Below are 24990 nucleotides of genomic sequence, written 5' to 3' on the forward strand. Positions count from 1 at the left end.
GGCAGCGAGATGCGCACGGAATTCACGTTATTCGCGACGCTGCACGGCACCGGCTACTGCGTGGGATCGGTCAGCCCGGTCTGGTAGGCGATCACGACCAACTGCGCTCGGTCGCGCGCACCCAGTTTCACCATCGCGCGGCTGACGTGGGTGCGTGCGGTGGCCGGGCTGAGAAACAGTGCGGCGCCGATCTCGTCGTTGCTCATGCCCTGCCCCACCAACGCCAGCACTTCGCGCTCGCGGTCGGTCAGCACGGCCAGCCGCTCCTGCGCGGACTTGGCGGCCCTGCGCTGCGCGGTGAACTGGCCGATGAGGCGGCGGGTGACCCGCGGCGCGAGCAGCGCGTCACCGGCGGCGACCACCCGGATGGCGTGCAAGAGTTCGGCGGGTCCGGCGTCCTTCAGCAGGAATCCGCTCGCGCCCGCCTGCAAAGCGTCGAAGACGTTCTCGTCCGTGTCGTAGGTGGTGAGGATGAGCACCCTGACCTGCTCCATCCCGACGGCCGCCGCGATCTGCGCGGTGGCGCGTATCCCGTCCAGCCGCGGCATGCGGATGTCCATGAGGACGACGTCGGGGCGAGTGGCACGCGCGAGTTCGACAGCTTCCGCGCCGGTGGTCGCTTCACCGACCACCGTGATGTCGTCTTCCAGGTCGAGCAGGACTTTGAAGCCGGAACGGACCAGGCGTTCGTCGTCGGCGAGCAGGACCTTGATCGGTGGCGTGGAGTTCACAGGCGTGATCCGACCGGGGTCAGGGGCAGGCGGGCGGTGACCTCGAATCCGCCGCCGGGACGCGCCACCGCGTCGAGTTCACCGCCGAGCAGCAGGCAGCGTTCGCGCATTCCGACGATGCCGCGGCCGGTCGTGGGTGAGCCGTCGGGACGCGCCGGGACCTGCGCGGAGTCGCGGCGGCCCTCGTCGGCCACCCGTATCCGCAAGGTGTCGATACCGGGGTCGAGCGCCACCGTGACTCTGGTCGGGCCGACGTGCCGGATCACGTTCGTGATCGATTCCTGCACGATGCGATACGCGGCGCTGCCCACCGCGCTCGGCAGCGGCGTCACCGGGGAGGTCTGCTCGACAGCGATGTCGAGCCCGGCGTCGCGGGCCTTGCCGACGAGTTCGTCGATCTGGTCGAGGCCCGGGTACGGCTCGCGTTCGTCGCCATCGCGCAGGACCCCGAGAATCGCGCGCATCTCCCGCAGTGCCCGCGAACTGGTCTGCTCGATGGTGCGCAACGCTTCACGGGCCTGTTCCGGTCGCTTGTCGAGCACGTGCGCGGTGACGCCGGACTGCACGTTGATGATCGCGATCGCGTGGGCCACGGTGTCGTGGACCTCCCGGGCGATGCGCAACCGTTCGGCGTCGACCCGCGCCCTGGCTTCCTCGTCGCGGGACCGTTCGGCCAGTTCCGCCCGTTCTTGCGCGTCGGCGGCGATGACCCGGCGGGATCGCACGGACTCACCGAGGATCGTGCTGATCACCGACGCGCCGATCCGGAAGAACACCCAGCCGATGGCCACCAGCGGCTTGACGTCCGCCGCGGCGATCAGCCAGCCGAGGGCGAGCACCGTGATGCCGCCACCGGCGATCAGCAGCGACCGCCGCCCGTCCCCGTAGGCGGCGAGGGTGTACAGGGCGACGAAGAGCGCGAGATAGGAAGCGCGGTCCGGGAAGCCGAGACCGAAATAGACCAGGCTGGCCAGCGCCGTGACCACGAACACCGCGACCGGCTGCGTCCGGCGCGCGGCCACAGCCAGGCCGCTGACGATCAGCAGGACATATCCGAAACCCGACACCGGTGTGTACGCCGGCTCGAGCGGCACCGGGATCGCGGCGCTCTGCACCTGGATCACGGTGACGAACAACGCCAGCAGGACATCCGGAAACCAGGCGGGCCGGCGCGAGAACCAGGCGGACAGCCGTCGCGACGCCGCCTGCACAACCATGCCGTGAGCGTACGGCATCCCCGAGTGCTCGCGCTCCCGCGCGGACGCGCGACCGGCTACGACGATCGACGCAGCCGCCCCCGGCTCGCCTACGCGTACGTGCGTAGGCGAGCCGATCCCGTCGACGGGACGACCGGGTTTCCGGACTGCTCCTGCTCCGGTCGACGCACAAGGGTGCGCGACGAATCCCCGCAATCGCCGCACGGCACTCTGGTCGAGCGGCGCGAGAACTTCGCCTGGCGCGCGTACGAGCGCTGAGCGGGCGCGGCCATGGGCGCCGACTCATCGCTCCCGGTCGAGCACTTCGCCCGGATGCGTGGCGCGGCAAACGCCGTCGGGCCGGAAGAGGTTCGACCTGCGGTACTCACCGCCAGAGATCGCCGCAGGGCAACTCCGGCAACTCGACGTGGACGTCGTCATCGATGGTGACGATCAACTCCGGATGACTGCGCGCCAAGCCCGCGGCCACGCTCCTGGCCTGTTCCGCACAAGCGCGGTAATCCAGGATCAGGGCGCCGGATTCGATATGGATATGCCGGATATGCTGCGGATTTGTCATGGCCGCTGCACTGTTCGGCGTGTCGCTACCGATGCGGCATATCCCGCTCCGCTTCCGGACATCGATCGCATCGCGGTCGAGCCATGCAGCGGACCGAGCGTCCAATGGCTCATTGAATGACGAACTCCTCATAACTTAGCTGGAGATATGTCGCTTATCCTCGGCTGGGCCGACCGCCGTACCGGCGCTGATGACGAGGTGCGACTCATCTCGGTGATCTCATACAAAGAATAACTAGTAACTTACTAGCTAACGCCCGCGGGCTCAAGCACTCTTCGGCAGCAGACTGCCACCCCCTGACCTGCGGCTGCGCGCCTGCCGCCCGGGCACCGGTCGCGCCGGCGCGCCGAACCCGGCGTGGCAGCCGCGGCGAATCAGCGGGGCGGCCGGTTCATGTCCCGGTTCACCGTCGGGATCTCGATGCTGATCGGCATCTCGAGTTCGGCCAGGTAGACCAGGGCGGCCTGCCGGAGGAACTCGTCGAACAACCAGTAGGCATCCGGCGCCAGCGGCACCACCGGAAGCAGTCCTTCGCGCACGGCGATGAACGGCCCCCAGCTCACCCGCAGCAGCGGGTCCCAGACCGGCTCCCTGGCGATGGCCAGCCCGTCGGCGATCTTGTCGCCGAGCAGGAAGCGGGTGAACGCACCGAGCACCGGCTTGGTCAGGATGGCCAGATCGAGATTGGCGCCGAGGCGCAGCAGGCGGTCGGCGAGCTTGGCGCCCTCGGGGGTCGCCGCCAGGATCGGGTCCAGCACCTGGGCGGCCTGGGAGTTGGCCTCGGCCCACGAGTTCGGGATGTACTCGTCCCGGATGCCGAGCATGTGCGCGCACACCTGCCACGAGTGCAGGAACCCTTCGGACTCGGCGGCGGGGATCGGCACGTTCCACGCGGTCAGATGCTTCATGACGGTCGTGGGCAGGCTGTGCCAGGTGACCATCATGTCGTTCTGACTGATCGGGATGTCCTCCTCGGCGGAGTGCACCCAGTGCGGGGACTGCGGCAGCAGGTGGCGCACCGCGGCGTGCACCAACCGGGTTTTCAAGCAGGTGACGACCATCTCGCCGTCGGGGCCATAGGCATTGGCGGTCCCGATGTCGTAGCCGAGCTTGGCGGTCTTGGAGATGCGGTCCTTCAGATCATGGCCGCCCTTGGAGTAGTAGACCGCGCGCGCCTCCTTGGGAATGACCGTGCTCATCATGCCGCTGGCCAGGCCGTACAGCACGCCGAGATACAGGCCGCGCTTCTTGTTGAACTCGACCGCGGCGGCCAGCTTGCCCCGATCCGCCCAGGGCGGCAACTGACGGGCGTATTCCATGAAGTCGCGCAGTTCCGTCGGCAGCCCGGCGGGCAGCGGCTGGCCGTTCCTGGTCCAGGTGCGCAACAACTCGTTGACCCTCGGTACCTCCCCCCGGTCCACCAGTGAGGCGACCAGCTGGTCCACCTCGGGATCCCACACGGTGAGCGGGTCGGCCCCGTCTCCCGTGCCCGCCACCGAACCCTGCGGTGACCACGTCCACGGCTCCGCGCGCGCCGGGGTCACCATGGCCAGAGCGCCGAACGCGCCCAGTACGCCCCCGGCCTTCAAGGCATTACGCCTGCTGAGTCGATCCATGTCTGCGCCACTCCTCATTGAGCGCGGGCGTCACCGTGATGATGCGACGTGTGGTGCGACGCCCGCCAGCTCGCCGTCGCAAGCGAGAAGAACAGTCATTAACTTAGCAAGATGGATGCCTCGTTGTCTCCACTTTTCAGAACTTGTTCTCACCCGCTCACGCCGCGCTCGGGCGCCACCGCCGACGAGGTGATCACCAGGTATGAACAGCATATTCGCAGCATTCGGACACACGTTCCACAATCGTCCGCTACCCCAAAGCCAGCGGAAACGGTAGCGGCATCACCTCATACGACGCCCGGTTACATCGCTAATCGATAGTCACATAGCGCTCGGCGCGGAAGCGCCTCGGCGATCGGCTCCGATCCGCGTGCGCAGGAAGGCACCTCGACAGCAGGACCCCGGACACGGAACGGGCCGGGCGGTTGTACCGCCCGGCCCGTGTTGTCCGGTCGACGTCAGCGACCGGCGTGGCTGTGCTGGCCGCCACGCGCCTTGGCCTCGGTGGGCTGAGCTTCGGCGCCCTTACGCCCGGCCGCGCTCGGATCGGCGGAGTTGCGTTCGCCGAAGCTGCCGGTGCTGGCCTGGCCGCCGCGGCGCGCCTGCTCCTCGGTGTCGGAGCGGTTGCCGAACTGCCCGGGGTTGTTCTGGTCTGCCATCACTTGCTCCTTTCGGTAGCGGATGAAACCGACTGTGGCTCTGTGCGCCACGTCTTGGTCCTACCCGGCACCTGGTGACCCAATCAGCCCCGGCGCATCTTCACACGATCGAAAAGAACTGCCCCGCAACGGCCTCCGTGAGTACCCGTCATCGGTGGCCGAAACGTCTGCGGTGAGCACGTCTCTCGGGTCACGAGCGCGCGGCGTCCAATTTGTCGATATCGGCGAGCACCTTTTCGTGCCAATCGATTTCGGCCTGGATACGCATAGTGGCGTGTTCGACGATGAGGTCGTCGGCGGCGCTCTGGTCGGGCCAGCGCCGGTCGAGCTGGTGCTCGACGCGGGAACGTCGTGCTCGCAGTGCGGCCAGGCGCTCTTCGAGGTATCCGCGCAGCAGTTCGCGGTCGAGATCGTCGCTGACGGCCAGCGCGAGATCCACCGGATCGGGGCGGATGTCCACTTCGGTGAAGGCTTCGTCGCGCAGCGCCCGCAGCTCCCGGCGCCCTTCGTCGGTGATCTCGTAGACGGTGCGCGCGGGCAGCGCGCCGTCTTGTTCGGTGCGCAGCGGCCGGATCAACCCTTCCCCCGCCATCCGGTGCAACGCGCCGTAGAGCGATCCGGGTTTGACCCGCGACCACAGGTCGGCGCGATCCAGGCGAGCATCGCGGCGCAGCTGATGGCCGTGCATGGGGCCGCGCTTGGCCAAGGCGGCGAGGACGAACAACCGGGTCTCGTTCACCCCGCTAGTCTGACACGACTACTCGTATTTGAGTACCCTCTCGAACATGACTGTCCGACCGATCCTCATCGCCGGTGATCCGCGGCTGACCACGCCGGCGATCCCCGTCACCGTTTTCGACGACGACCTCGCCGCTTTCGTCGACGACTTGTTCGACACCAACACCGCCGCCGATGGGGCAGGCCTCGCCGCCAACCAGATCGCGGACCCACGGGCGGTGTTCGTCTACGACTTGGTCGACGGGGGCCTGCGGCACCGGGGCCACGTGATCAATCCGGTCCTGCGGACCTCCCCGCTCCCGGAGACGATGCCGGATCCCGACGACTTGGAGGGGTGCCTGTCCGTGCCGGGCGAGTGGTATCCCACCGGGCGGGCGCACTGGGCCGAGGTCACCGGCGTCGACCGGACCGGGCGCTCTGTCACCGTCGAAGCCACCGGCTACCTCGCCCGCTGTCTCCAGCACGAGACCGACCACCTCGCCGGCCGTCTCTATCTGGAACGCCTCCTCGGCAGAAACAAGCGAGCCGCCCGTCGCATGATCAAAGACCGGCACTGGACCCAGCCCGGCAACAGTTGGCTTCCCGGCACGGATACCCCGTGATCCCAGGTGCCCGGGAAACGAGTAGTCGGCTACTCACGATCGCGCCGCCGATCCCGGCGAGCATTCGGTGGTGCGGAAACACCCCGCGGATGTCCGCGGTCGGCCCGACGCCACCGGCGGCGACGAGAGATTCCGCAGGAACGCAGTCGCGGCGACATTCGCCGCCCGATCAGAGTAGGTGGAACAGTTGAAGAAATACGAAGTCCACCCCGGCGACACCCTCTCCGGGATCGCGCATCGCGAGTACGGGGACAGCAGCCTGTTCCCGGCGATCGCGCGCCAGAACCACCTCGCCGACCCGGATTCGATCGATGTCGGACAGCAACTCTGGATTCCCTACATCACGCGGCGGCATCTCGTCACCACGACCGACTCCACCGCTACGCGCAGGCAGATCACCCAGCGCTACTACGGCACCGAGGACACCGGCGTGCAGTTGATCTGGGAAGTCGTCAACGGTGTGGCACAACGGGAAATACAGCCGGGCGCCTGGTTGCACATTCCGGAACTGGGCGACGTCGGCCACCATACGGTCGTCGAAGGCGAGACCCTCGCGATTCTGGCCGAACGCTGGTACGGCGACGAGCATCTCGCGCTGGTGATCGAACTGGCGAACCACCTTTCGGGCGCCGAACCGGCGCCCGGCCACGTGCTCGTCGTGCCCGGCCTGAACCGCCGCCGAAGCGTCGCGGGCGATACGTTGCGCACGATGTGCCGCCATGTGTACGGCACCGGTGATCTGGACACCCGCGTCGGGGTCGCCGCGGCGGCGAACCACATCGGCGACCCCGACACGATCTTCGCGGGCCAGGTGATCTACTTCCCGTCGTAGCTCCTCGATTACGTCGCCGCGCGGTTGCCGCGGCGCCGGGTCCGGTGCCGTACCAGCCAGGTCGACAGACCGGTGACGGCGAGGGCGAGCGGAGTCAGTCCGAGAGCAAGCCAGATCAGCCGCCACCAGCCGTTCACCAGCCAGCCGAAGTGGGCGGGCTCGAAGACTTTGGCGTAGAACGTGTTCGCCAGCGGCCGGTCATGGCTCGCGTCGACCACCTTGATGTCGGAGCCGTCGTAGGCGTTCACGTAGACCAGCACGTCGCCGCTGTAGAACAGGCGGTGCTCGCGCGGGGAATAGGCGCCGGCGACCGTGGCGCGGTAGTACGGGGTGGTATCCGTGGGTAGCACGAGGTAGGCGAGCCGGCCCGGCGCGGCCCGGTGCGCGATCTCACCGGCCTCGCCGAGGGAGAGAGGGGCCCGGCCCGCACCGCCGGACCGCGGCACGAACGACTTCTCGGTGCGTTCGAGAACGGCGTTCCCGCCGGTGGCGACCAGCCAGGCGCGTTGCACGGCAGGCCATTCGATGGTGATGCCGGTGATGCCCCACACCAGCAGGAACGGCACGGCGATGATGCCGATCAGGTTGTGCAGGTCGCGGTCCCGGGCGAAGCGGCCCTTTCCCAGCCGGACCCGGAACCCATGGCGCAGCCGTTTGAGCGACGGCCACCAGATGACCGCACCGGACACCGCGAGCGATACCAGCAGGAGGCCGAGCGAGCCCACGATCACTGCCCCCCATTTGATGTGGATGACCGGCGCCTTGCTCTCCAGGACCGGGATCGCGCCGGAGTACCGCGCACAGCCGAAGGCGCAGTTGTGCAGATTGGCCAGCCAGCCCAAGAGTCCGTCGGTCAGCCGCACCCGCTCGTTGATCGACCCGGTGCCGGGATCGACGGAGTAGGCGGCGGTGTAGTCGATGTTCCCGATCACGAGCACACCGCCGTCGGTGCCGACCCAGCCGACGTCGAAATCGGGATCGGCGGCACGAACCAGCGCGACGGCCTGCTCGCTGTCGAGCACCGGCGGTCCGTCGGTGTGCCGATAGAACGAGGCGTGCTGGGCCCGGAACAGTTCGGCGTGGTAGAGCAGGATCGCGCCCGAGGTGGACTGGATCACCAGGACCAGCCCGAGCAGCAACGCCGACCAGCGGTGGATCATGATCAGCCTGCGGCGCACCGGTTTCCGGGCTCGCCTGCGCGCTGCGACGATCCGCTTGCCAGGCTCGGGCATCACCGCGGTCGCGTTCATAAGGATAGGCTAACTTCAAAACCCGGCCTTCCCAGCGCAGGCAGGACGCATCGCCCGGCCGACCCCGTTGCACGCGAGGTCACCCCATCCGGCACCGCTTGGCGAGCCTCATCCCCGCAGGCGCGCCGGTCCGCCCGCTTCCGGACACCTGCGCCGGCTGGCCCTCCTGCTGCGCTGCTGCATCGACCACATGGCGATCACCGCCGAGATCGCGCAGATCCACGATCCGATCGGGCTCGCCGACGAACCCGTCGAACTGGTCGACATCATCACCGACTCCGCCGCACATACCGCCGAAAGCGTTGTCGCCGTGCACGGTCCGGCACAGCGGCACACACGTGCCGCCGCGGTGTGACTACGCACCCGCGGCGCCGACGCCACGGTACACCGATTGCTCGCCCGCTGGTCGTCGGAAACCGGAATAGACGTCGGACAACGGGAATTCGCCAACGGCCTGCTGCGCATCATCCGTTCGTTCGACCGGGTCGCAGACGCGCTCACGTCGATCGATCGCTCGTGCTGAACGCGCACTGCCACGCGCTCCCTCGCCGTCAGTCGTGCAGCGCGCGGTCCAGCAACGCCCACGCCTGCCGGGCGGTCTCCTTCTTCGATTGCGCGTCGGTCTTCGACAGCACGGCCGCGAGCATCGCCAGCGCCAGGACCACGTCCGCGGTGGTGATGTCCGCACTGATCGTGCCGCGCTGAGCCGGGTCCTCGAGCTTCTCCGCGATGAGGGTGATCAGCCGTCGCGCCACCTCGAACAGGCGCATGTCCTCGGTGTTGGTGGGATGGATCATCGCGATGAAGGCCGCCGAGGTGGTGATCTGGTCGACCATGATCGCCAGCAGATCGTCCACGGTGACCGCGGGATCGGCCGCCAGCGCCTCGATGCCGTCGATGTTCTCCTCGAACACCGCCAGCGCGATGCTCTCCCGGGTCGGGAAGTGCCGGTAGAGCACGCCCTGCCCGACTCCCGCGGCCCGCGCGATGGAGCTGAACGGCGCGTCGAATCCGCTGTCGGCGAAGACCTCTCGCGCCGCCTGGATCAAGGCCGCCCGGTTGCCGGCCGCCGCCTTCGGCCCCCTGTTCACACGGCGTGGCGAGGTCATTCGGGCAAGGTTACCGGACCGGGACGGACCGCCCGCACCGCGCCGAACGCCCGGGAACGGGCGGTACGAGCCGCACCCCCACTGACGCGCGGCCGTCACCTCGCGCACACTACGTTCGATACCGGACAATAGTGTCCGGCACGGCGACGGAGCCGGATCGGCTCGACTCGGCGGGTAGGGACGCCGTCGCGCCGCGCCGGATCCGGCGCTCCTTCGACGCCACCACGCCCTACCGGATCGTTCGGACACCACGACGCTGTCACCACCACGACAGCCGCACCAGCCCACGCTCGGAGCCGACCACAGCCGTCCGAGATCGCACGGGACCGTAACCGGGCACACGGGAAAGGCGCCCTCACCGCCGAGGGCCGGTATGTCCATGACTTCGTCCATCACCAGCTGGGTCCGGCGCTCGTGCGCGACCGTCGGCGGCATCCAGATGGCGCAGGCCGCGGATCGCCTGTTGCACGGCGGCGTGGTCGAGCAGACCGCCCGCGATATGATCAGCACCCAAGGACAGGAAGCCGGACTGATCGGCTTGCTGCCGGCCCGATCCGCCGGCCCGCGCTGACGCGATCGGTTACCGTTAGGACGAAACCGCTTGCTGCTCGGCGAGTGCGGCGAGGCGGTCGAGGGAGGCCGAGAGTTTGTCCGCGGTAGTCGCGCGAGCGCGGACTTGGCGCTTCTCGTCGGTGAGCGACGTCCAGTCATAGGTGTGCGTGACCCGGGTGCGGCCCTCGCCCACCGGCTCGAGCTCCCAGCGCCAGAGGTGGCCGGGCGGCTCCTTCCCGGGCTCCGACGGGCGCCACGCGATGCGGCTGCCCTCGGCGAACTCCACGACGTGATTGTCGCGCACCGCTCCGTTGGTCAGCGTCGTGCTGAACACCGCACCGGCTGCGCGCACCCGCTGCCCGGTCGCGGCCTCGGCCAGGTTGTCGTTGCCGTCCCAGCGCGGCTGCTCGGCGGGATCGGCGATGAGCTCGAAGATGTCCGCCGGGCCCGCGTTGATCTCGCGGCTGGCGCTGACGATACGGGGAACCTCGTTCTGGTCGGTCACGTGCCGATCGAAGCATCGGGCCGAGAGCTGGGCAAGCCTTCTGCTCGAGACCGGTGGAAATTCCGCGCCGATCCGGGCCCCGAGATCGACGGCCGGTCCCGGACACGACGGCGGGCCGGTGCGGTATGACTGATCCGATATCCGACCGACGAAGGGACGCGCTCATGGGCGAGCGAGTTGCAGTAGTGTCCGGCGCCGCACGAGGGATCGGCGCGGCGATCGCCAAGCGCTTGGCGGCGGACGGGCTTCGGGTCGGCGTGCTCGACCTCGACGCGGCAGCCTGCGCCGATACGGTCCGCGCGATCACCGAGGCGGGCGGGCAGGCCCGCGCGCTCGGCGCCGACGTGTCGGACGAGGAATCGGTCGCCGCCGCCGTCCAGCAGCTGGAGAACGAGCTCGGCGCGCCGACCGTCGTGGTGAACAACGCGGGCATCCTGCGCGACAACCTGCTGTTCAAGATGAGCGTCGCGGATTGGGACGCGGTGCTGGGCGTGCACCTGCGTGGCGCATTCCTGCTCACCCGCGCGGTGCAGAAGTACATGGTCGAGCAGAAGTGGGGGCGGATCGTGAACATGTCCAGCACCTCGGCGCTCGGCAATCGCGGCCAGGCCAACTACTCGGCGGCGAAGGCCGGCCTGCAGGGCTTCACCAAGACCCTGGCCTTCGAGCTGGGCAAGTTCGGCGTGACGGCCAATGCCATCGCGCCCGGATTCATCGTCACCGACATGACCGCCGCCACCGCCGAGCGCGTCGGCGTCTCGTTCGAGGACTTCCAGAAGGCGGCCGCCGCGCAGATTCCCGTGCAGCGCGTGGGAACTCCGGAGGACATCGCGCACACCGCCTCGTTCCTCGTCAGCGAGGGCGCCGGTTTCGTATCCGGCCAGGTGATCTACGTGGCGGGCGGTCCGACCGACTGACGACGCCGCCCCGCCCGCGGGGTGGAGGTGGGCGGGGGCGGTAACGTCGCAGCACATGAACCGGCTTGGGGCTCGTCGTAGCGTGACGAGTTATGTTCTGCTGCTGCCGAGCCTGTTCGGCGTCGGCGCGTTCCTGATCGCGCCGATCCTGGTGGTGGCCTGGCTCAGTCTGCACAGCTGGAACCTGTTGGGGCCGCTGGATTTCGTGGGCCTGCGCAACTGGCGCTCGGTGCTGACCGACGCCGCGTTCGGCCATGCCCTGCTGGTGACGCTCGCGCTGACCGCGATCGTGGTGCCCGCGCAGACCGTGCTGGGTTTCGCGGTCGCGGCGTTGCTGGCGCGACGGCGCGGCGCGACGAGCCTGCGGGTCATGTACACGCTGCCGTGGATGTGCGCGCCGGTGGCGGTGGGTGTGGTGTGGCAGTGGATGTTCGCGCCCACCGGTGGCGCCGTCAACGCCGTACTCGGCCGGCGCGTCGAGTGGTTGTCGGATCCGGCGCTGGCGCTGCCGTCGGTGGCCGCGGTGAGCGTATGGGCGAACTTCGGGTACGTGGCGCTGTTCTTCGTAGCCGGGATCCGCGCGATACCGAGCGAAATACTCGACGCGGGAGCGCTGGACGGTGCCACCGGCTGGCGGCGGATTCGCTGGCTGATCCTTCCGCTGCTGCGTCCCACCATGTTCTTCGTCCTGGTCACCGGCGTGCTGAGCGCGTTCCAGACCTTCGACACGGTGTACGCGCTGACCAAGGGCGGGCCGGGCGATCGCACGGACGTCCTCGCGATGCGGATCTTCACCGAAGCGTTCGACGCGGCGCGTCCGGGCCGCGCCGCCGTCATGGCGCTCGTGGTGTTCGCGGTGATGTTCGCGATCACCATGGCGCAGCACCGCTACTTCCGGAATCGGACCACCTATGAGTTCTGATCGCCTTCGTTCGGCGGCGGCCTACGCGGCGCTCTCCGCCGGGGCTCTGCTGACCGTAGCTCCCCTGCTGCTCAGTGCGCTCACGGCGGTCAAGACGCCCGAGCAGTTCGCCACCGGATCGCCGCTGGCCCTTCCGCATCCGATCACCGCGGAGAACTTCCGGACTGTGCTGGACTACGGATTCGGGCGGGCGGTGCTGGTGACCGCCCTGATGACGGCGTTCGTCACCGGGGGCCAGCTGGTCACCTCGGTGCTGGCGGCATACGCGTTCGCGCGCACCGAATTCCCGGGCCGGGACGCGTTGTTCTGGATGTACCTGGCCACCATGATGGTGCCGCCGATGGTGACGCTCATCCCCCTCTATCTGATGTTCGCGCAACTGGACCTGCTGAACACGTTCTGGGCGCTGGTGCTGCCGTTCGTATTCGGCTCGCCCTACGCGATCTTCCTGCTGCGTCAGTACTTCCGGGCGATCCCGCAGGAGCTGATCGGGGCGGCGCGGCTCGACGGCGCGAACACCCTCGACATCATCGTGCACGTGATGGTGCCGATGAGCAGGCCGGTGCTGGCGACCTTGACGCTGATCACGATCGTTTCGCAATGGAACAACTTCATGTGGCCGCTGGTCGCGAGCAGCGGGCGCTCGTGGCAGGTGCTGACCGTGGCGACGGCGAACCTGCAGACCCGGTACAACGCGCAGTGGACGCTGGTGATGGCGGCCACGACACTGGCCATCGCGCCGCTGGTGGTGCTGTTCGTGATCTTCCAGCGGCAGGTGCTGCGCTCGATCGCGTGGACGGGAGTGAAATGAGGACCTCGACCCGCGTGGTGGTCGCCCTCGCGCTCGCCGCGGTGCTGCTGGTCGCGGCCGTCCTGTGGCTCGGCCGCGACGGCGACGGGTCCGGCCGCACGGTCCTGGGGCTGCGGATCTGGGACGAGAGCCTCGTCCCCGCCTATCGTGCCTCGCTCGCGGAATTCGAACAGGCGAATCCGGACATCGACGTGCGGATCACGGTGGTGCCGTGGTCGTCGTATCAGCAGAAGCTGCGATTGGACGTGGCCGGAGGCACCGCCGACGACCTGTTCTGGACCAATCTGTACGAGGACTACGCCGACGCCGGACGCTTGATCGACATCGGGGCGGCACTCGGTCCCGAGGCCGTGACAGCCTGGGACCCGTCGGCGGTGGCGCAGTACACCCGCGACGGAAAACTCTGGGCTGTCCCGCAATTCGTCGATGCCGGGACAGCGGTCTACTACAACCGCGACTTGCTCGCGGCCGCGCGCGTGGATCCCGCGGAGCTGAACGCGCTGCGGTGGAATCCGGACGGCGACGAGGCCTTACGCCCGCTGTTGCGCCGGTTGGCGGCGGTCGCCCCGTACGCCTACAACGGGGGCCGCGACTTCCAGTCCGTCGAACTGCCCTATCTGGGCTCGGCGGGAGCACGCTTCCAGGACGATCGCGATCACTTCGTCTTCGACAGCCCGCAGGGCGTGGCGGCGTTCGACTATCTGGTGCGGTTGATCGCCGACGGACTCACGCCCTCGCCCGCGGACACCAACACCAATCCCGACTTCGCGAAGAACGCGTTCCTGCAAGGAAAACTGGCGCTGTTCCAGTCCGGAACGTTCAATCTCGCCCAGATCGCCGAGCAGGCCCGCTTCGCCTGGGGCGTCGCGTTGCTGCCCGCGGGCCCGGCCGGGCGGGTGAGCACGAACAACGCGATCGGCGTCGCCGGTAACGCGGCCACCCGGCATCCGGACGCGGTACGCCGGGTATTGGCCTGGCTCGGCAGCGGCCCGGGAAATCGCTTTCTGGCCGAAGGCGGCGCGATCATCCCGGCAGTCGTCTCCGAACAGCAGCGCTATCGCGACTACTGGGCCGGGAAGGGGGTCGACGTCGCCCCCTTCTTCGACGTGCTGCGCGGCCCGCGCATCTCTTCCGGTGGCGGGCCGGGTTTCCCGGCCGCATTGCGCGCCGTCGACCCGATCCTCGCCGAAATGTATCTGGGCCGGATTCCGGTGCCGGAGGCGCTGTCACGTGCCCGCGCCGCGGCCGAGGAGGCGGTCGCGCGGAACTGAGCGACCGCAGCCCCTCTGGCGTGCGGCGACGGTCGCTCACGCGTCGACCGCCGCGGCCAGCCGGGGCAACTGCCGCAACGGGTTGATCCGTTCGACCTCCATCCGCTGATCGGCGTCGAAGATGTCGCTGAGGCCGGGAGCGGGATCGTGGGTGCCCGATTGCGGCAGGGTGAGCGCGCTGAATGGCCAGTCCGAACCGAAGACGACGTGGTCGCGGGAGCTGACCGCGAGCACGCTCGCCATCGCCGCGGCCGATCCGCTGAGCGCGGTGTCGTAGTAGAAGTTCGCGATCTGGCGTTGCGTGTCGAGGATCGACGGCCGGGGCAGGTCCGCGGGCCACAGTTCGCCGATCACCGTTTGCGCGGCCACGCCGACGCGGTGGGACAGGAACGGGAGCGTCCCGCCCGCGTGCGCCAGCTGGAAACGGATGTTCGGGTAGCGCTGCGTCATGCCCGTGACCATCATCAAGGTCGCCGCCCGGGTGGTGTCGAAGGTGAATTCCTCGAGGAAATCCGGCAGCGGCAGCTTCGGTTTGGCATCGGCGGGGATGGCCGCCGGGTGCACGAAGACGTAGGCGTTGCGTTGGTTCAACGCGATCAGCAACGGCTCGAAACGGGGGTCGCCGAGGTAGCTGCCGTCGTAGGCGGACAGCAGGACCACACCGTCGAGCCGCAGTTCGTCCAGCGCGTAGACGGCCTCCGCGATGGCGGCGGGGATATCGGGCATCGGCAGCACGGCGAAGGCGCCGAAACGTTCGGGATGCGTCCGCAACAGTCCCGCCGCGTAGGTGTTGCAATAACGGGCCAGGTCGCTGGCCTCTTTTCCGCGCAGGAACGACACGCCGGGGTCGGACACCGACAGCGCCTGCGCCTGGATGCCGTAGTAGTCCATGAACGCCAGCGCGTGTTCCGGCGACCAGTCCGGGGTCGGGTATCCGCCGATCGTGACGTGACCGTGGTCGAGCAACGCCGCGCGGTAGTCCGGCGGGAGGAAATGCGCGTGCAGGTCGATCCGGTAGGTGCCCGACGGCGCAGGTTGCCGGGTTCGAACCGGGTTCGCGCGAGCGATCGCCGCGGTCGCGGCCGCGCCCAGCGTTCCCGCGAGGGCGCCGCTCAGTGCCCCACGCCTGGTCATCGTCCTGCGGAATCGGGAAACGGTCATCGAAGTCCTCACTTGTCCGGACGGGGAAGCGGACCGAGCCGTCGACGCTCGTCACCGTCTCCGTCACCACAGCATCCGATGAAATCATCAACTACGACGAAATCATCGTCAAGGCTCAGGTGAGGAAATCTTCAGCACCGTGGAGGTCATCAGACATCTCCCGTGCGTTCAGGCTCAACCGCAGCCACGCCCCGCGCGATCGGGACGCGGGAGCAGGCGAAGTGGGTCGCGCGGCGGCCGGACGATCGCGCGGCACCGGAAACGGTGTGGCGGTTCAGTTGTCGTAGGAGGCGACACCGATCGGTCCGACGCCGACGCACAGGTTCAAGTCCGGTGTCGTGGCGGCGATCCGGAGTGCGGACCCGCTGCCTATGAGACGAACGAACACGGTGTTCGGGCCTTTCCGGACCGGCGCCGTGACCGCTTCGCCGTGTTCCAGCGCGACGGTGATCCGGCCGTCGCGGCTGGCGAGGTAGTTGAGTTGCGCTGTCCATTTGTTGTCGAGCATCGGGCCGTCGAGCGGCAGGCGCGCCGGGGCGGAGCCGTCGATGCGGTGCCCGCAGCCGGGCTCCGGTCCGGGCAGGATGATCCGGTTCCACCAGACCGCCGCGTCGACGATCGCGCCGCTGTCGGTGATCATCCGCAGGTGCGGTGTCGAGTCCGCGAACGTGCCGGGGGCGGCCACGGGCGCCAGCACGTTCTTGGTCAGATTCTGCGGATAGGCCAAGGGATTCAGCACATTCCACGGCACTTCCTGCTCGAGCAGGGGCGCGCCGTCCCACGCGCTCAGGCCCGATTTCACGGTGGTGATATAGGACTCGGTCGGCCCGACGCGCCACGACCGCACGAAGGTCCAGGTGGACCAGAGACTGCTGACGACGAACACCACTGTCAGGGCGACAGTCACGGGCCGACCCGGGAGTGCCGGTCCCCGGGACGGCCGGGGACGGGCCCGCAGCACGAGCGCACCCGCGGCCGCCAGTACCACCGCCGTGTCGGCGAAATAGCGCAGCGACTGCATCAACTCCCCCGCGGTGTTCGGTCCGCCGCGGGCCAGCGCCACGGCCAGCTGCGCGATCAGGACGTAGGCCGCGGCCGTCAGCCAGACCGCCGCGATCCGCTGCCGGGCGCGCATCGTCACCACCACGACGGCGACCAGCGCGAGCCAGGCCGCTACCACCGCCCACCCGGGCGGATCCGCCCACGGCGTGGACGGTAGCCACCGCTCCCACACCCAGGGCCCGCCGAACAGGGCCGGCACGATCCCCAGCGACGCGGCGCCGGGCAGCAGGTCGCGCAACTCGTCCCACCCGTCGGGCAAGCCGGGACCGTCGACCACCACGAGATAGGCGATCGACCAGCAGGCCAGGACCGCGCCCGCCCCGGCCCACAGCGGCGCGCCCCGCCGCGCCACCACCCGAATCGGGTTCGCGCCGCCGTCGACGTAGCGGGCCAGCGCCGCGACGGCGAACGCAACGAACGGCACGACCGCGGACTTCTCGAAGAACAGCAGCGCCAGCGCCGACACCGCGATCCCGGACAGCGCGTACCGGCGCCGCCCGGTCCGGACCAGCAGCACCGCGTCGCCGATCACCCAGGCGAGGGCGAACTGCAGCGGCACGGCGTTCAGCGCGGCGGCCCACCAGGCGAACGCCGGGATCGTCAGAGGGCAGAACAGGTAGAAGACCAGCGGAAACAAGATGGGCCATCGAGGGCCCGCGAGGAGCAGCAGCATGCGCACCACGGCAACCGACGCGCCGAGCTGCATGAGCAGCAGCACCACCACGGGACCCGCCCAGACCAGCGGCGCCACCGCGTTCACCGCCCATGCGATCGCGAAGGCCAGCGGCATGAAGTGCCCGTCGTGGTCGTACAGCAGCAGGTCCGTCGACCACAACCCGAATCGGGCCGCGCGGCCGACCAGGATGAGATCGTCCCAATAGAAGTAGCCGCTGTCGGCCACCCACCAGCGGATCGCCAGTTGCAACACGAGCAGGCAACCGGCCACGACGACTACCGGCCGCACGTGCGGAATCCTCCGGAACCGGCCCCGCGCCGTCGCCCGAGGGACGCGCGGCGACTCCGGCTCGGTGAGCACAGCGGTGTCCATGCCATCCCACCGTAGCGGCGGTCGGGCCGCGGATCCGTCCCCGCGCGGCTACGGGAACTGCCGGTCCCGCCGATACGACAGGTCACTCGACGGTTGCACTTCCTCGATCTCCAATGCCGTGTCGGCCGGCAACGCCTCGATCAGCGCGACGCTGCCCGCGATGCCGGTCCACGGGAGGTCGATCTCGGTCGAGGTCGCCTTCGAGCGGGACCCGCACTCGGTCGACTACCGCGTCAGCCCGCTAGGTGAGAGTTTCCATGACGTACGCGGCGGCTTCGGCGAGGAGGGCTTGGTCGTACGAGGCGTCTCGGGCGGCCTTGCTGGACATGACGGCGACGATGAGGGGCGCGGAAGCCGGGGGCCACACGATCGCGATGTCGTTGAGGGTGCCGTAGTCACCGGTCCCGGTCTTGTCGGCCACCGTCCAGCCCTGCGGTGCGCCGGCCCGGATCCGCTGGGCTCCGGCCGGGGTCGCGTTGCGTTCCATCAGGTCGCGCAGGAAGTCACGTTTGTCGGGAGGCAGCGCGTCGCCCACCACGATGCGGTGGTACAGCTCGCCGAACGCCCTCGGCGAAGTCGTGTCGCGCGGGTCTCCCGGGGTGGCTTCCGTGATCGCGGGCTCGATCCGGTCCATCCGGGTGACCGTGTCGCCCAGACTCCGCGCGTACGCCGTCAACTCGGCGGGGCCACCCAGATCGCGAAGCAGGAGATTGCCCGCGGTGCCGTCGCTGTAGCGGATCGCGGCGTCACACAGTTGCCGGATCGTCATACCCGTATCCAGGTGGCGTGGGGTGACGGAGGCGTTCTTCAGCAGGTCGTCCCGGGTGTAGGTGACGACGGTATCCAAGTGCGACAGCGGGTTGCGCTGCAACACCGCCGCCGCGGCCACACCCTTGAAGGTCGAGCAGAACGCGAATCGTTCGTCCGCGCGGTGGGCGATGGTGGCGCCCGTCCCCGTGGCGCGGGCGTAGACCCCCAAGCGGGCGTCGAACTTTCGTTCCAGTTCGATCAGGCGTTCGTGGCGCTCGTCCGCCCGCACTGCGGGAGCGGAGGAGGACGACGCCTGGTCCGTAGCGCACCCGGCCAGCGGTATCAGCGCCGCCGCGGTCAACAGCGCACGACGGCCGATTCTCCAGGGCGGCGATGGCATACGCGTCCTTTCACTCGGGGCACAGGTGCGCACCCAGCAGGCCACGGTGATTATCCTGCGTCCCCACCGACGAGAGCCCCGCGTCAGTGCCCGACCACGCCGCTCACTTCGTTCGGTGTGCTCGGCAGCGTGACGCTCGCCGTCTTCGCTCCGGTGGCCAGGTCGACGCGGTGGATCTGCTTCGCGGCGGGATCCGAGACGTATGCGGTGCCGCCGCGGACGAACAGCGCGGGACGGGGCTTCTGCCATTCCAGCGGCTCTTGCCAGGGGCCAGTCACCGGAATGGTGCGCACGACGGCGCCCGCGCCGGGATCGATCACGTGAATGCGGCCGTCGGTGCCCAGGACCAGCGCTTCGCCGTGCGGGCCGCGGGCCAGTGAGCGGAAGGTGTAGCTGGTGCCCAGATCGACCAGGCGCAACGCGCCGGTGGCCGTGTCGATCAGCGAGACGCGTTGCGGGCGTTCGAGTTCGGCGTCCTTGTCCTGCTTGTAGTCTCCGAGGACGACGGGCGAGACTTCGCTGCCCGCCTGGTTGCCGATCCGGCCGTACTCGGTCGGGCTGGTCACTTTGGCGATGACGCCGTTGCGGTAGATCAGCACGCCGTTCTCGCAGCCGATCACCACGGCCTCGCCCGCGGCCGTCGCCTCCCCGTGCACGCCGGGGCAGTCCTCGTTGCGCGCCTTCTCGGCACGGTTCTTGTCGAGCACCACGATTCCGGTCCGCTTCTCCTCGGTGCCGAGCGTGACGACGAGGTCGCCGCCGGCGAGTTCGATCGCGACGCCGTGGTGCGGGGCGGCGGCGCGGTAGGTGGAGGTCCCCGGCCGCCCGCCGGCGAGATCGGCGGAATCGAACGCGACGACTTCGCCGGTGCCGTCGCTGAACAGCACCGTGCGCCCGGCATGCCGGACCACGTGCCCGGGGTGGGGTCCGGGGAAGTCGGTGCCGGTGAATTCGGCTGTGGCGGCGTCGAAGACGCGGAAGCCCTCGTTGGTCGAGACGATCAGGTGACGGTCGTCCCCCGCGGGGTTGAGCCGGTTGAAGCCGTCGAGCTCGACCGTGGCCGCGAGTGCGAGACTGTTTCCGTCCAGTACGTGGATCCCGCCGTCGTAGGTGATCGCGACGGGATCGGCGATCGGTGCGCGCCGGTCTTCCGTTTCCGGGGAAGCGTCGGCGCCGCAACCGGCGAGCACGACGGTCAGCAAGCCGATCAGAGCGGACGATGTCGTGGTTCGTGACCGAACGGGCATGAGTAACTCCGTCTTCGTTGGTGGTTGGGCGCTAAGGGGCAGCGAGGCCGCGCACGATCGCCTCCGTGTTGGCCCGCATCATTTCCAGGTAGGTGCCCGCACCGCCGCCCGGTTCGGTGAGGGATTCGGAGTACAGGGAGATGACCTGCACGCGCACACCGGCTTGCTCGGCCAGCACGCGGGCCAAGCGGTCGGGTTGCGAGGAGTCGGCGAAGATCGCGCCCACCCCGGCGGCGCGGATGGTTCCTGCGAGGGCGGAAAGATCCGACGGGCTCGGTGACGCGAGCGTGGTTCCGCCCGGGACCACCGCGCCGACCACCTCGAAGCCGAATCGCCGTGCCAGGTAACCGAAGACGTGGTGGTTGGTGACCAGCTTCCGCCGTTCGGCGGGGATCGTGGCGAACCGCTCGGTCATCCAGCGCTCGAGCCGGTCGAGTTCGGCGAGGTAGCGATCAGCTCCGGCGCGGACGGCCGCGGCGTCCACGCCGGGAACCCGGTCGACGATCCGGTCCCGGATAACCTCCACCGCCCTGCGCACGCGACGCGGATCGGTCCAGAAGTGCGGATCCGGCCTCCCGTCCGCATCCTCCGTCGTATAGCCGATGGGGTCGATCGCCGCGCCGACGGCTACGCTCGCCACCCCGTCCTGCTCGGCCGCCTCGACATTGCGTAGCACGCTCTCCTCGAGGCCGAGACCGTTGTAGACGATCAGACTCGCGCGTTCGAGCTCGGCCGCCTGCTGCGCGGAGACGGCGAAGAAGTGCGGGTCCGCGTTCGCCGGCATGAGCACCGTGACCTCGACCGCGTCGCCCGCGACGGCGCGGGTGAGGTCGCCGAGGATGTTGGTGGTGACAACGACGCGGTCGCGGTCCGCGCCTGCGATCGAGCATCCGGTCAGCGCGAGCAGCGCGACGACGAGCGGCGCGAACCAGCGGGCAGCGTGTCTCATCGGCCGGTCTCCGCGATCGAGGTGGGCGCGATGTCGAGGCGGAACGTGCGCGCCGTGCGCAGGTTGTCGGTGTAGTCGATCTCGTGGATCGCCCGCGCGGCGGGATCGTTGACGTAGGCGCGGTGTTCGTCCACCAGGATCCGCGGCGAGGGCGCGCCGTCGGGCACCGGTGCGATGAGCGGGCGCGCCGGGGCGGACTCGCGGCCGGACGCGACGTCGTAGCCGTGCAGGAAGCCGTCGGCGGTGAGGGTCAGCAGAGCGGAGCCCTCCCCCGCCGTGTTCGCCGCGACCACCGGACCGGTCGCCACGACGGTCCAGGTCTTGCTCCTGACGTCGAGCACCCACACGCCACGCCGTCCGGCCTCGGCCACCAGCGTCGCGCTGCCGGGCCGATGGAAGAACTCGACCGCGCGCTCGTCGTCCGCGGTGCCCTGCGGGTAGGGGATCTTCTCGCCGGTGAACACCGTGTTCCGCGCCGTCACCAGCAAAGCACCGTCGGCGCAGCCGAAGACGACGCCCCGCCTGGTCACCGCCGAGCCGCGCGGATGCGGGCACGGCTGCGCGAGCACCTCGGCGGGCGCGCCGTCCCGGGTGCGGACCTCGATCCGCCCACCGGCCGGCACGGCCACGAGCAGACGCTCGGCGTACGGCACGGCGGCTCCGTCCGCGATCGCACCGCGCTCCGTCCGCGACCCCGCGCCGAGCGCGGACCGGTCCAGCAGTGTGGTGCCACCGGTTTCGAAAGCCACTGCCGTGACCGCGCTGTCGGCATGCACGGCGGATATCCGGCCACCGGTGAGCTCGCCGAGATCGCGGGCGGGTGCGCGGTAGTAGTGCACGTGGTCGCCGTGGTCGACCGTCCACGCGCCCGCGTCCACGATCCGCGCCCCGTCGCGGGCGGACAGGAACGCGAAGCGCCCGTCGGCGGTCACCCGGTCGACGCCTGCCATCCGGCCGAGATCCTGGACGTCCTCGGTGACGAGGTCGACCACCCGCACGGCGCCGGTGACGGTGTCGGCGGCGACGAGACGCGGCTGCGCCTCGTCGGTCTCCTCCGCACCCGCCACGTACCCGTGCGGAGCGGGCGCGGCGGGCGCGGGTTCGTCTGTCCCGCAACCGATCAGGGGCATGATCGCGGCAAGCGCCAGCGCGAGCGCCAGTGGTTTCGGGGTCACGCGGAAGGAGCGGATCCGGTCACGAAGCCAGGACGACAGCGCCGAGACGAAGAACAGGGCGACCGCGGTCGCCGCGATGGTCGCTCCCGCGGCGGTGCGCGCGTGCCACGAGATCAGCAGTCCGGCGAAGGTGGCCAGCGCGCCGAGCGCCGCGGCGGTGAGCATGATCAGCGGGATGCGGTGCACCCAGTAGACGGCCGCCGCGGGCGGGGCGATGAGCAGGCCGAAGACCAGCAGTGTGCCGACGATGTGGAACGACGCGACGATCGCCAGGGTCACCAGGGCGATCAGCGCCACGTTCGCCACGCGGGGCCGCAGTCCGAGGGTGTGCGCGGTGCGCGAGTCGAAGGTGAGCGCGACGAACGCTCGGTAGCCCAGCAGCGAGATCGCCGCCGCGAGCACCGAAGCCGCCGCCAGATACCACAGATCCCGCTCACCGACGGCGAGCACGTCACCGAAGAGGAAGCCGGTCAGATCGACCGCGAACGAGGGCGATCGCGACACGATGATCACGCCCGCGGACAGCATCCCGACGAACAGCAGTCCGATACCGGTGTCCGCGGCGAACCTGGTGCCGCGGCCGAGCACGGAGACTCCGGCCGCCATGGCCGCGGCGCTGAAAGCCGCGCCCACCAGCAGGTTTCCGCCGAGCAACGCGGCGATCGCGACGCCGGGCAGCATGCCGTGCGCCATCGCGTCGCTGAGAAACGCCATGCCGCGCACCACCACCCAGGTGCCCGCCAGCGCGCACAGGCACGAGACGAGCAATCCGCCCCACAGCGCCCGCTGCACGAACGACACCTCGAACGGGGCCAACCACTCCATGAGGCAGCACTCTACAATGATAACGGTTTTCATTTCAATGAGTTGATCGGAGCCCGCATGCCGCCGCCCGCTGTCGACGTCGCCGAGGTGACGGCCGGTTATCGAGGACGTCCCGTGCTGCACGCGTTCAGCGCCGCGATCCCGGCCGGGCGAGTGACCGCCCTCGTCGGACCCAATGGTTCCGGCAAATCCACCCTGCTCGGGGTCCTGGCCGGAGTCATCACGCCCACCGAGGGCACCGTTCAGCGGACACATCTGCGGCGGCCGGCGTTCGTCGTGCAACACAGTGCGGTACCCGCGACCCTGCCCATCACCGTCCGCGAGACGGTCGCCATGGGGCGCTGGGCGCACCGCGGCGCATGGCGGCGTCTCACCCGGCAGGATCGCGCCGTCGTGTGCGCGTGCTTGGACCGGATGGCCATCGCCGACCTGGCCGAGCGCAGGCTCGACACCCTCTCCGGAGGTCAGCGTCAACGCGCGCTGCTCGCACAGGCACTCGCGCAGGAGTCCGACTTGCTCCTGCTCGACGAACCGGCCACCGGCCTGGACGCCACCGCCCGGCAGGAGATCACCGAGGCGATCCGCCACGTCAGGGCGCAGGGCGTGACGGTCGTCCACGCGACACACAGCCGCGAGGACGCCCTGCGCGCCGACCACTGTCTGCTGTTGCGGGACGGCCGAGTCATCGGCGAGGGCGATCCGCACACGGTCCTGCGCGGAAGCCTCCCCGAGACGGTCGACTAGCGCGGCACGCCGGGCATTCCGGCGAAGAGGATCTGAAAGACCTTGGGCGCGTTGGGCGCAATCGTGGTGGACGGGGTGAACGGGGCGCCTTCGTTGGTATCGGTGACCACATAGTCGGCGTGGCTGCCGGGAACCCGGTCCAGGATCCCGCCGCAGCGCGGCCCCCCGGTCGCGTTCACTTTCGGCAAGTCGTCCGGATATTCATAGGGCTGCGCCCCGTACATGAAGCTCGCGTTGAAGATGGCCCCGGGTTTGTTACCGCCGATGATGGCCTCGGCCGCGGGAAGCGCTGTCGCGATGCCGACCACGACGCAGTACAGCACAGGTGAATACGTGTCGAGCAGCGAAGCGGTCGGTCGCAGGATCGCAGGCACCGCGGCGAGGTCCCGCTCGTTGTCCGTCAGCGTCGACCGGGTGGTGTCGGCCAGGCCGATGAGGCTGAGCAGCACGGCGTCCAGGTCTTCCGCGTCCTGGGCGACCGTCCGGCCGGTCGCGGTGGCGTTGTCCGCCGTGCGCAGCAGATCCGGGGCGGTGTCGGCGTAGAGGCCGGTGACCTGCCCGGCGGCGGAGAGATCACGCCGCAGCGCGGGCAGGCTCGGGTTGATCTGCCGCAGGTAGTCGTCCGCGCGCGCGAGCAGATCGCCCAGCCGGTCGCCGCGTCCCTGTAGCGCGGCGGCCAACGCGGCCAGGGTGGCGTTGAGCTTTCCCGGTTCGACCTTCGCCAGGATGTCGCTCAGACGCTGGAACAGCGTGTTGAATTCCACCGTCACCGATTCCGCGCGAATCATCGATCCGGGGCGCATGGGAGTCGGCGAAGGAATGCTCGGCACGACGAAATTCACGTATTTCGCACCGAATACGGTGGTGGAGCGGATGTCCACCGTTGCGTTGGCCGGCACCAGCCGCAGCAGTTCGGGATCGAGCGCGAGGCGCACCCGCGCCCGATCACCGTGGAATTCCACGGCGTCCACCCTGCCGAGCTCGACGCCCCGCATGCGCACCTTGGCGTCGGTGTCGAGCACCAGTCCCGTACGCGACGTCTCGACGGTGAGGGGCACCGTCGCACGGAAACGCCCGGCGTACATCGTCACCGCGACCACGACGACCGTGGTGACGAGCAGGATCAGCACCGCGCCCGCGATCTTCAACCGCAGGAGCCGCCACGTCACCAGCATTGTCTGCCTGCCGAAATTCATCGTCGAATCCACCGATCACGCATCCCGCGGCCATGGCGTCCGGCGTGCGCGACGGCGGCCGCGTCTTGCCGGACGCTCGCTAACCGTAGTACTGTCCAGACACGTGTCCATCATAAAACTTGGACACTTATCTGGGGAAGGA

26 protein-coding genes are annotated in these 24990 nt (G+C 69.3%); 10 read left to right on the forward strand and 16 right to left on the reverse strand.

The window, feature by feature from the left end; genetic code table 11:
• Positions 1 to 53: 53 nt before the first annotated feature.
• Together QMG86_RS20505 and QMG86_RS20510 are read right to left on the reverse strand one after the other, a co-directional pair.
• On the reverse strand, positions 54 to 731 hold the full coding sequence (locus QMG86_RS20505; protein WP_281874161.1) for a response regulator transcription factor: 678 nt from the start codon (positions 729 to 731) through the stop codon (positions 54 to 56).
• Positions 728 to 1948 (reverse strand): sensor histidine kinase, encoded by a 1221-nt coding sequence (locus tag QMG86_RS20510; RefSeq protein WP_281874164.1) that lies wholly within the window; start codon positions 1946 to 1948, stop codon positions 728 to 730. The genes QMG86_RS20505 and QMG86_RS20510 overlap by 4 nt, the downstream gene beginning before the upstream one ends.
• A gap of 3 nt (positions 1949 to 1951) precedes the next feature.
• On the opposite strand from QMG86_RS20510, the gene QMG86_RS20515 reads away from it, so the two are divergent.
• A complete protein-coding gene (locus tag QMG86_RS20515; protein WP_281874166.1) occupies positions 1952 to 2206 on the forward strand; it encodes a hypothetical protein in 255 nt (84 codons plus the stop codon).
• A 106-nt stretch (positions 2207 to 2312) separates the two neighbouring features.
• Here the strand turns inward: QMG86_RS20515 and QMG86_RS20520 are convergent, their stop codons facing one another.
• The 4 genes from QMG86_RS20520 to QMG86_RS20535 all read right to left on the reverse strand — a co-directional run bounded on the left by QMG86_RS20520 (position 2313) and on the right by QMG86_RS20535 (position 5521).
• On the reverse strand, positions 2313 to 2507 hold the full coding sequence (locus tag QMG86_RS20520) for a hypothetical protein (protein WP_063023499.1): 195 nt from the start codon (positions 2505 to 2507) through the stop codon (positions 2313 to 2315).
• A gap of 374 nt (positions 2508 to 2881) precedes the next feature.
• Entirely contained in the window at positions 2882 to 4123 is a 1242-nt protein-coding gene (locus QMG86_RS20525; protein WP_281874171.1) for an oxygenase MpaB family protein, read from the reverse strand.
• Positions 4124 to 4581: 458 nt separating this feature from the next.
• On the reverse strand, positions 4582 to 4782 hold the full coding sequence (locus tag QMG86_RS20530; RefSeq protein ID WP_281874173.1) for a hypothetical protein: 201 nt from the start codon (positions 4780 to 4782) through the stop codon (positions 4582 to 4584).
• Between the two features lie 190 nt (positions 4783 to 4972).
• Positions 4973 to 5521: a PadR family transcriptional regulator gene (locus tag QMG86_RS20535; protein ID WP_281874175.1), complete on the reverse strand. Its 549-nt coding sequence runs from the start codon at positions 5519 to 5521 to the stop codon at positions 4973 to 4975.
• Positions 5522 to 5567: 46 nt separating this feature from the next.
• On the opposite strand from QMG86_RS20535, the gene QMG86_RS20540 reads away from it, so the two are divergent.
• Both QMG86_RS20540 and QMG86_RS20545 read left to right on the forward strand, forming a co-directional pair.
• Positions 5568 to 6122, forward strand: a complete 555-nt coding sequence (locus QMG86_RS20540; protein WP_281874177.1) for a peptide deformylase — start codon at positions 5568 to 5570, stop codon at positions 6120 to 6122.
• A gap of 178 nt (positions 6123 to 6300) precedes the next feature.
• Positions 6301 to 6954 (forward strand): LysM peptidoglycan-binding domain-containing protein, encoded by a 654-nt coding sequence (locus tag QMG86_RS20545; protein ID WP_281874179.1) that lies wholly within the window; start codon positions 6301 to 6303, stop codon positions 6952 to 6954.
• 8 nt (positions 6955 to 6962) lie between these two features.
• Here the strand turns inward: QMG86_RS20545 and QMG86_RS20550 are convergent, their stop codons facing one another.
• Entirely contained in the window at positions 6963 to 8204 is a 1242-nt protein-coding gene (locus QMG86_RS20550) for a PepSY-associated TM helix domain-containing protein (protein ID WP_281874181.1), read from the reverse strand.
• Positions 8205 to 8394: 190 nt separating this feature from the next.
• On the opposite strand from QMG86_RS20550, the gene QMG86_RS20555 reads away from it, so the two are divergent.
• Positions 8395 to 8559 (forward strand): hypothetical protein, encoded by a 165-nt coding sequence (locus QMG86_RS20555; protein ID WP_281874182.1) that lies wholly within the window; start codon positions 8395 to 8397, stop codon positions 8557 to 8559.
• 196 nt (positions 8560 to 8755) lie between these two features.
• Here QMG86_RS20555 and QMG86_RS20560 read toward each other — a convergent pair whose 3' ends face one another.
• On the reverse strand, positions 8756 to 9313 hold the full coding sequence (locus tag QMG86_RS20560) for a TetR/AcrR family transcriptional regulator (RefSeq protein ID WP_281874184.1): 558 nt from the start codon (positions 9311 to 9313) through the stop codon (positions 8756 to 8758).
• A 379-nt stretch (positions 9314 to 9692) separates the two neighbouring features.
• Here QMG86_RS20560 and QMG86_RS20565 point away from each other — a divergent pair, with 379 nt between their 5' ends.
• Entirely contained in the window at positions 9693 to 9884 is a 192-nt protein-coding gene (locus QMG86_RS20565; RefSeq protein WP_281874186.1) for a hypothetical protein, read from the forward strand.
• 15 nt (positions 9885 to 9899) lie between these two features.
• Here the strand turns inward: QMG86_RS20565 and QMG86_RS20570 are convergent, their stop codons facing one another.
• Positions 9900 to 10370, reverse strand: a complete 471-nt coding sequence (locus QMG86_RS20570) for an SRPBCC family protein (protein ID WP_281874188.1) — start codon at positions 10368 to 10370, stop codon at positions 9900 to 9902.
• Positions 10371 to 10534: 164 nt separating this feature from the next.
• Between QMG86_RS20570 and fabG the strand changes: the two genes are divergently transcribed.
• From fabG to QMG86_RS20590, 4 genes are read left to right on the forward strand one after another with little or no spacing between them, the layout of a single operon-like run.
• On the forward strand, positions 10535 to 11287 hold the full coding sequence (gene fabG / locus QMG86_RS20575; RefSeq protein ID WP_281874190.1) for a 3-oxoacyl-ACP reductase FabG: 753 nt from the start codon (positions 10535 to 10537) through the stop codon (positions 11285 to 11287).
• Positions 11288 to 11342: 55 nt separating this feature from the next.
• Complete coding sequence (locus QMG86_RS20580) at positions 11343 to 12209, forward strand: carbohydrate ABC transporter permease (RefSeq protein ID WP_281874192.1); 867 nt, start codon at positions 11343 to 11345, stop codon at positions 12207 to 12209.
• Positions 12199 to 13020, forward strand: coding sequence for a carbohydrate ABC transporter permease (locus QMG86_RS20585; RefSeq protein WP_281874193.1), 822 nt, complete (start codon positions 12199 to 12201; stop codon positions 13018 to 13020). The genes QMG86_RS20580 and QMG86_RS20585 overlap by 11 nt, the downstream gene beginning before the upstream one ends.
• The gene (locus QMG86_RS20590; RefSeq protein ID WP_281874195.1) at positions 13017 to 14291 is read left to right on the forward strand and encodes an ABC transporter substrate-binding protein; all 1275 of its coding nucleotides are present in this window, start codon (positions 13017 to 13019) and stop codon (positions 14289 to 14291) included. The genes QMG86_RS20585 and QMG86_RS20590 overlap by 4 nt, the downstream gene beginning before the upstream one ends.
• A gap of 36 nt (positions 14292 to 14327) precedes the next feature.
• Here QMG86_RS20590 and QMG86_RS20595 read toward each other — a convergent pair whose 3' ends face one another.
• From QMG86_RS20595 to aztB, 6 genes are all read right to left on the reverse strand, one after another.
• Complete coding sequence (locus tag QMG86_RS20595) at positions 14328 to 15452, reverse strand: amidohydrolase family protein (protein WP_281874197.1); 1125 nt, start codon at positions 15450 to 15452, stop codon at positions 14328 to 14330.
• Positions 15453 to 15726: 274 nt separating this feature from the next.
• Entirely contained in the window at positions 15727 to 17562 is a 1836-nt protein-coding gene (locus QMG86_RS20600) for a hypothetical protein (RefSeq protein WP_281874199.1), read from the reverse strand.
• A gap of 241 nt (positions 17563 to 17803) precedes the next feature.
• Positions 17804 to 18712, reverse strand: coding sequence for a class A beta-lactamase (gene bla / locus QMG86_RS20605; RefSeq protein WP_281874201.1), 909 nt, complete (start codon positions 18710 to 18712; stop codon positions 17804 to 17806).
• An 83-nt stretch (positions 18713 to 18795) separates the two neighbouring features.
• Positions 18796 to 19959 (reverse strand): zinc metallochaperone AztD, encoded by a 1164-nt coding sequence (aztD, locus tag QMG86_RS20610; protein ID WP_281874202.1) that lies wholly within the window; start codon positions 19957 to 19959, stop codon positions 18796 to 18798.
• A 31-nt stretch (positions 19960 to 19990) separates the two neighbouring features.
• Positions 19991 to 20908, reverse strand: a complete 918-nt coding sequence (gene aztC / locus QMG86_RS20615; protein ID WP_281874204.1) for a zinc ABC transporter substrate-binding protein AztC — start codon at positions 20906 to 20908, stop codon at positions 19991 to 19993.
• Positions 20905 to 22908 carry a zinc ABC transporter permease AztB gene (gene aztB, locus QMG86_RS20620; RefSeq protein ID WP_281874206.1) on the reverse strand — a complete coding sequence of 668 codons (2004 nt, stop codon included), beginning with the start codon at positions 22906 to 22908 and terminating at the stop codon, positions 20905 to 20907. Before aztB ends, aztC begins: the two co-directional genes overlap by 4 nt.
• 57 nt (positions 22909 to 22965) lie before the next feature.
• Between aztB and aztA the strand changes: the two genes are divergently transcribed.
• Positions 22966 to 23652 carry a zinc ABC transporter ATP-binding protein AztA gene (gene aztA / locus QMG86_RS20625; protein WP_281874208.1) on the forward strand — a complete coding sequence of 229 codons (687 nt, stop codon included), beginning with the start codon at positions 22966 to 22968 and terminating at the stop codon, positions 23650 to 23652.
• On the opposite strand, the gene QMG86_RS20630 is transcribed toward aztA, so the two are convergent.
• On the reverse strand, positions 23649 to 24848 hold the full coding sequence (locus tag QMG86_RS20630; RefSeq protein WP_281874210.1) for an MCE family protein: 1200 nt from the start codon (positions 24846 to 24848) through the stop codon (positions 23649 to 23651). The two genes, aztA and QMG86_RS20630, sit on opposite strands and share 4 nt — an antisense overlap.
• Between the last annotated feature and the right edge of the window lie 142 nt (positions 24849 to 24990).

The sequence above is a fragment of the Nocardia sputorum genome (assembly GCF_027924405.1).
Classification (GTDB): Bacteria; Actinomycetota; Actinomycetes; order Mycobacteriales; family Mycobacteriaceae; genus Nocardia; species Nocardia sputorum.

Coding starts and splice junctions, on each gene's coding strand:
- aztD (WP_281874202.1), bottom strand. CDS start 19,959: ATGCCCGTTCGGTCACGAACCACGACATCGTCCGCTCTGATCGGCTTG.
- aztA (WP_281874208.1), top strand. CDS start 22,966: ATGCCGCCGCCCGCTGTCGACGTCGCCGAGGTGACGGCCGGTTATCGA.
- QMG86_RS20510 (WP_281874164.1), bottom strand. CDS start 1,948: ATGGTTGTGCAGGCGGCGTCGCGACGGCTGTCCGCCTGGTTCTCGCGC.
- aztB (WP_281874206.1), bottom strand. CDS start 22,908: ATGGAGTGGTTGGCCCCGTTCGAGGTGTCGTTCGTGCAGCGGGCGCTG.
- fabG (WP_281874190.1), top strand. CDS start 10,535: ATGGGCGAGCGAGTTGCAGTAGTGTCCGGCGCCGCACGAGGGATCGGC.
- QMG86_RS20555 (WP_281874182.1), top strand. CDS start 8,395: ATGGCGATCACCGCCGAGATCGCGCAGATCCACGATCCGATCGGGCTC.
- bla (WP_281874201.1), bottom strand. CDS start 18,712: ATGCCATCGCCGCCCTGGAGAATCGGCCGTCGTGCGCTGTTGACCGCG.
- QMG86_RS20560 (WP_281874184.1), bottom strand. CDS start 9,313: ATGACCTCGCCACGCCGTGTGAACAGGGGGCCGAAGGCGGCGGCCGGC.
- QMG86_RS20630 (WP_281874210.1), bottom strand. CDS start 24,848: ATGAATTTCGGCAGGCAGACAATGCTGGTGACGTGGCGGCTCCTGCGG.
- QMG86_RS20525 (WP_281874171.1), bottom strand. CDS start 4,123: ATGGATCGACTCAGCAGGCGTAATGCCTTGAAGGCCGGGGGCGTACTG.
- QMG86_RS20590 (WP_281874195.1), top strand. CDS start 13,017: ATGAGGACCTCGACCCGCGTGGTGGTCGCCCTCGCGCTCGCCGCGGTG.
- QMG86_RS20585 (WP_281874193.1), top strand. CDS start 12,199: ATGAGTTCTGATCGCCTTCGTTCGGCGGCGGCCTACGCGGCGCTCTCC.
- QMG86_RS20595 (WP_281874197.1), bottom strand. CDS start 15,452: ATGACCGTTTCCCGATTCCGCAGGACGATGACCAGGCGTGGGGCACTG.
- QMG86_RS20520 (WP_063023499.1), bottom strand. CDS start 2,507: ATGACAAATCCGCAGCATATCCGGCATATCCATATCGAATCCGGCGCC.
- QMG86_RS20580 (WP_281874192.1), top strand. CDS start 11,343: ATGAACCGGCTTGGGGCTCGTCGTAGCGTGACGAGTTATGTTCTGCTG.
- aztC (WP_281874204.1), bottom strand. CDS start 20,908: ATGAGACACGCTGCCCGCTGGTTCGCGCCGCTCGTCGTCGCGCTGCTC.
- QMG86_RS20550 (WP_281874181.1), bottom strand. CDS start 8,204: ATGAACGCGACCGCGGTGATGCCCGAGCCTGGCAAGCGGATCGTCGCA.
- QMG86_RS20530 (WP_281874173.1), bottom strand. CDS start 4,782: ATGGCAGACCAGAACAACCCCGGGCAGTTCGGCAACCGCTCCGACACC.
- QMG86_RS20565 (WP_281874186.1), top strand. CDS start 9,693: ATGACTTCGTCCATCACCAGCTGGGTCCGGCGCTCGTGCGCGACCGTC.
- QMG86_RS20540 (WP_281874177.1), top strand. CDS start 5,568: ATGACTGTCCGACCGATCCTCATCGCCGGTGATCCGCGGCTGACCACG.
- QMG86_RS20600 (WP_281874199.1), bottom strand. CDS start 17,562: ATGGACACCGCTGTGCTCACCGAGCCGGAGTCGCCGCGCGTCCCTCGG.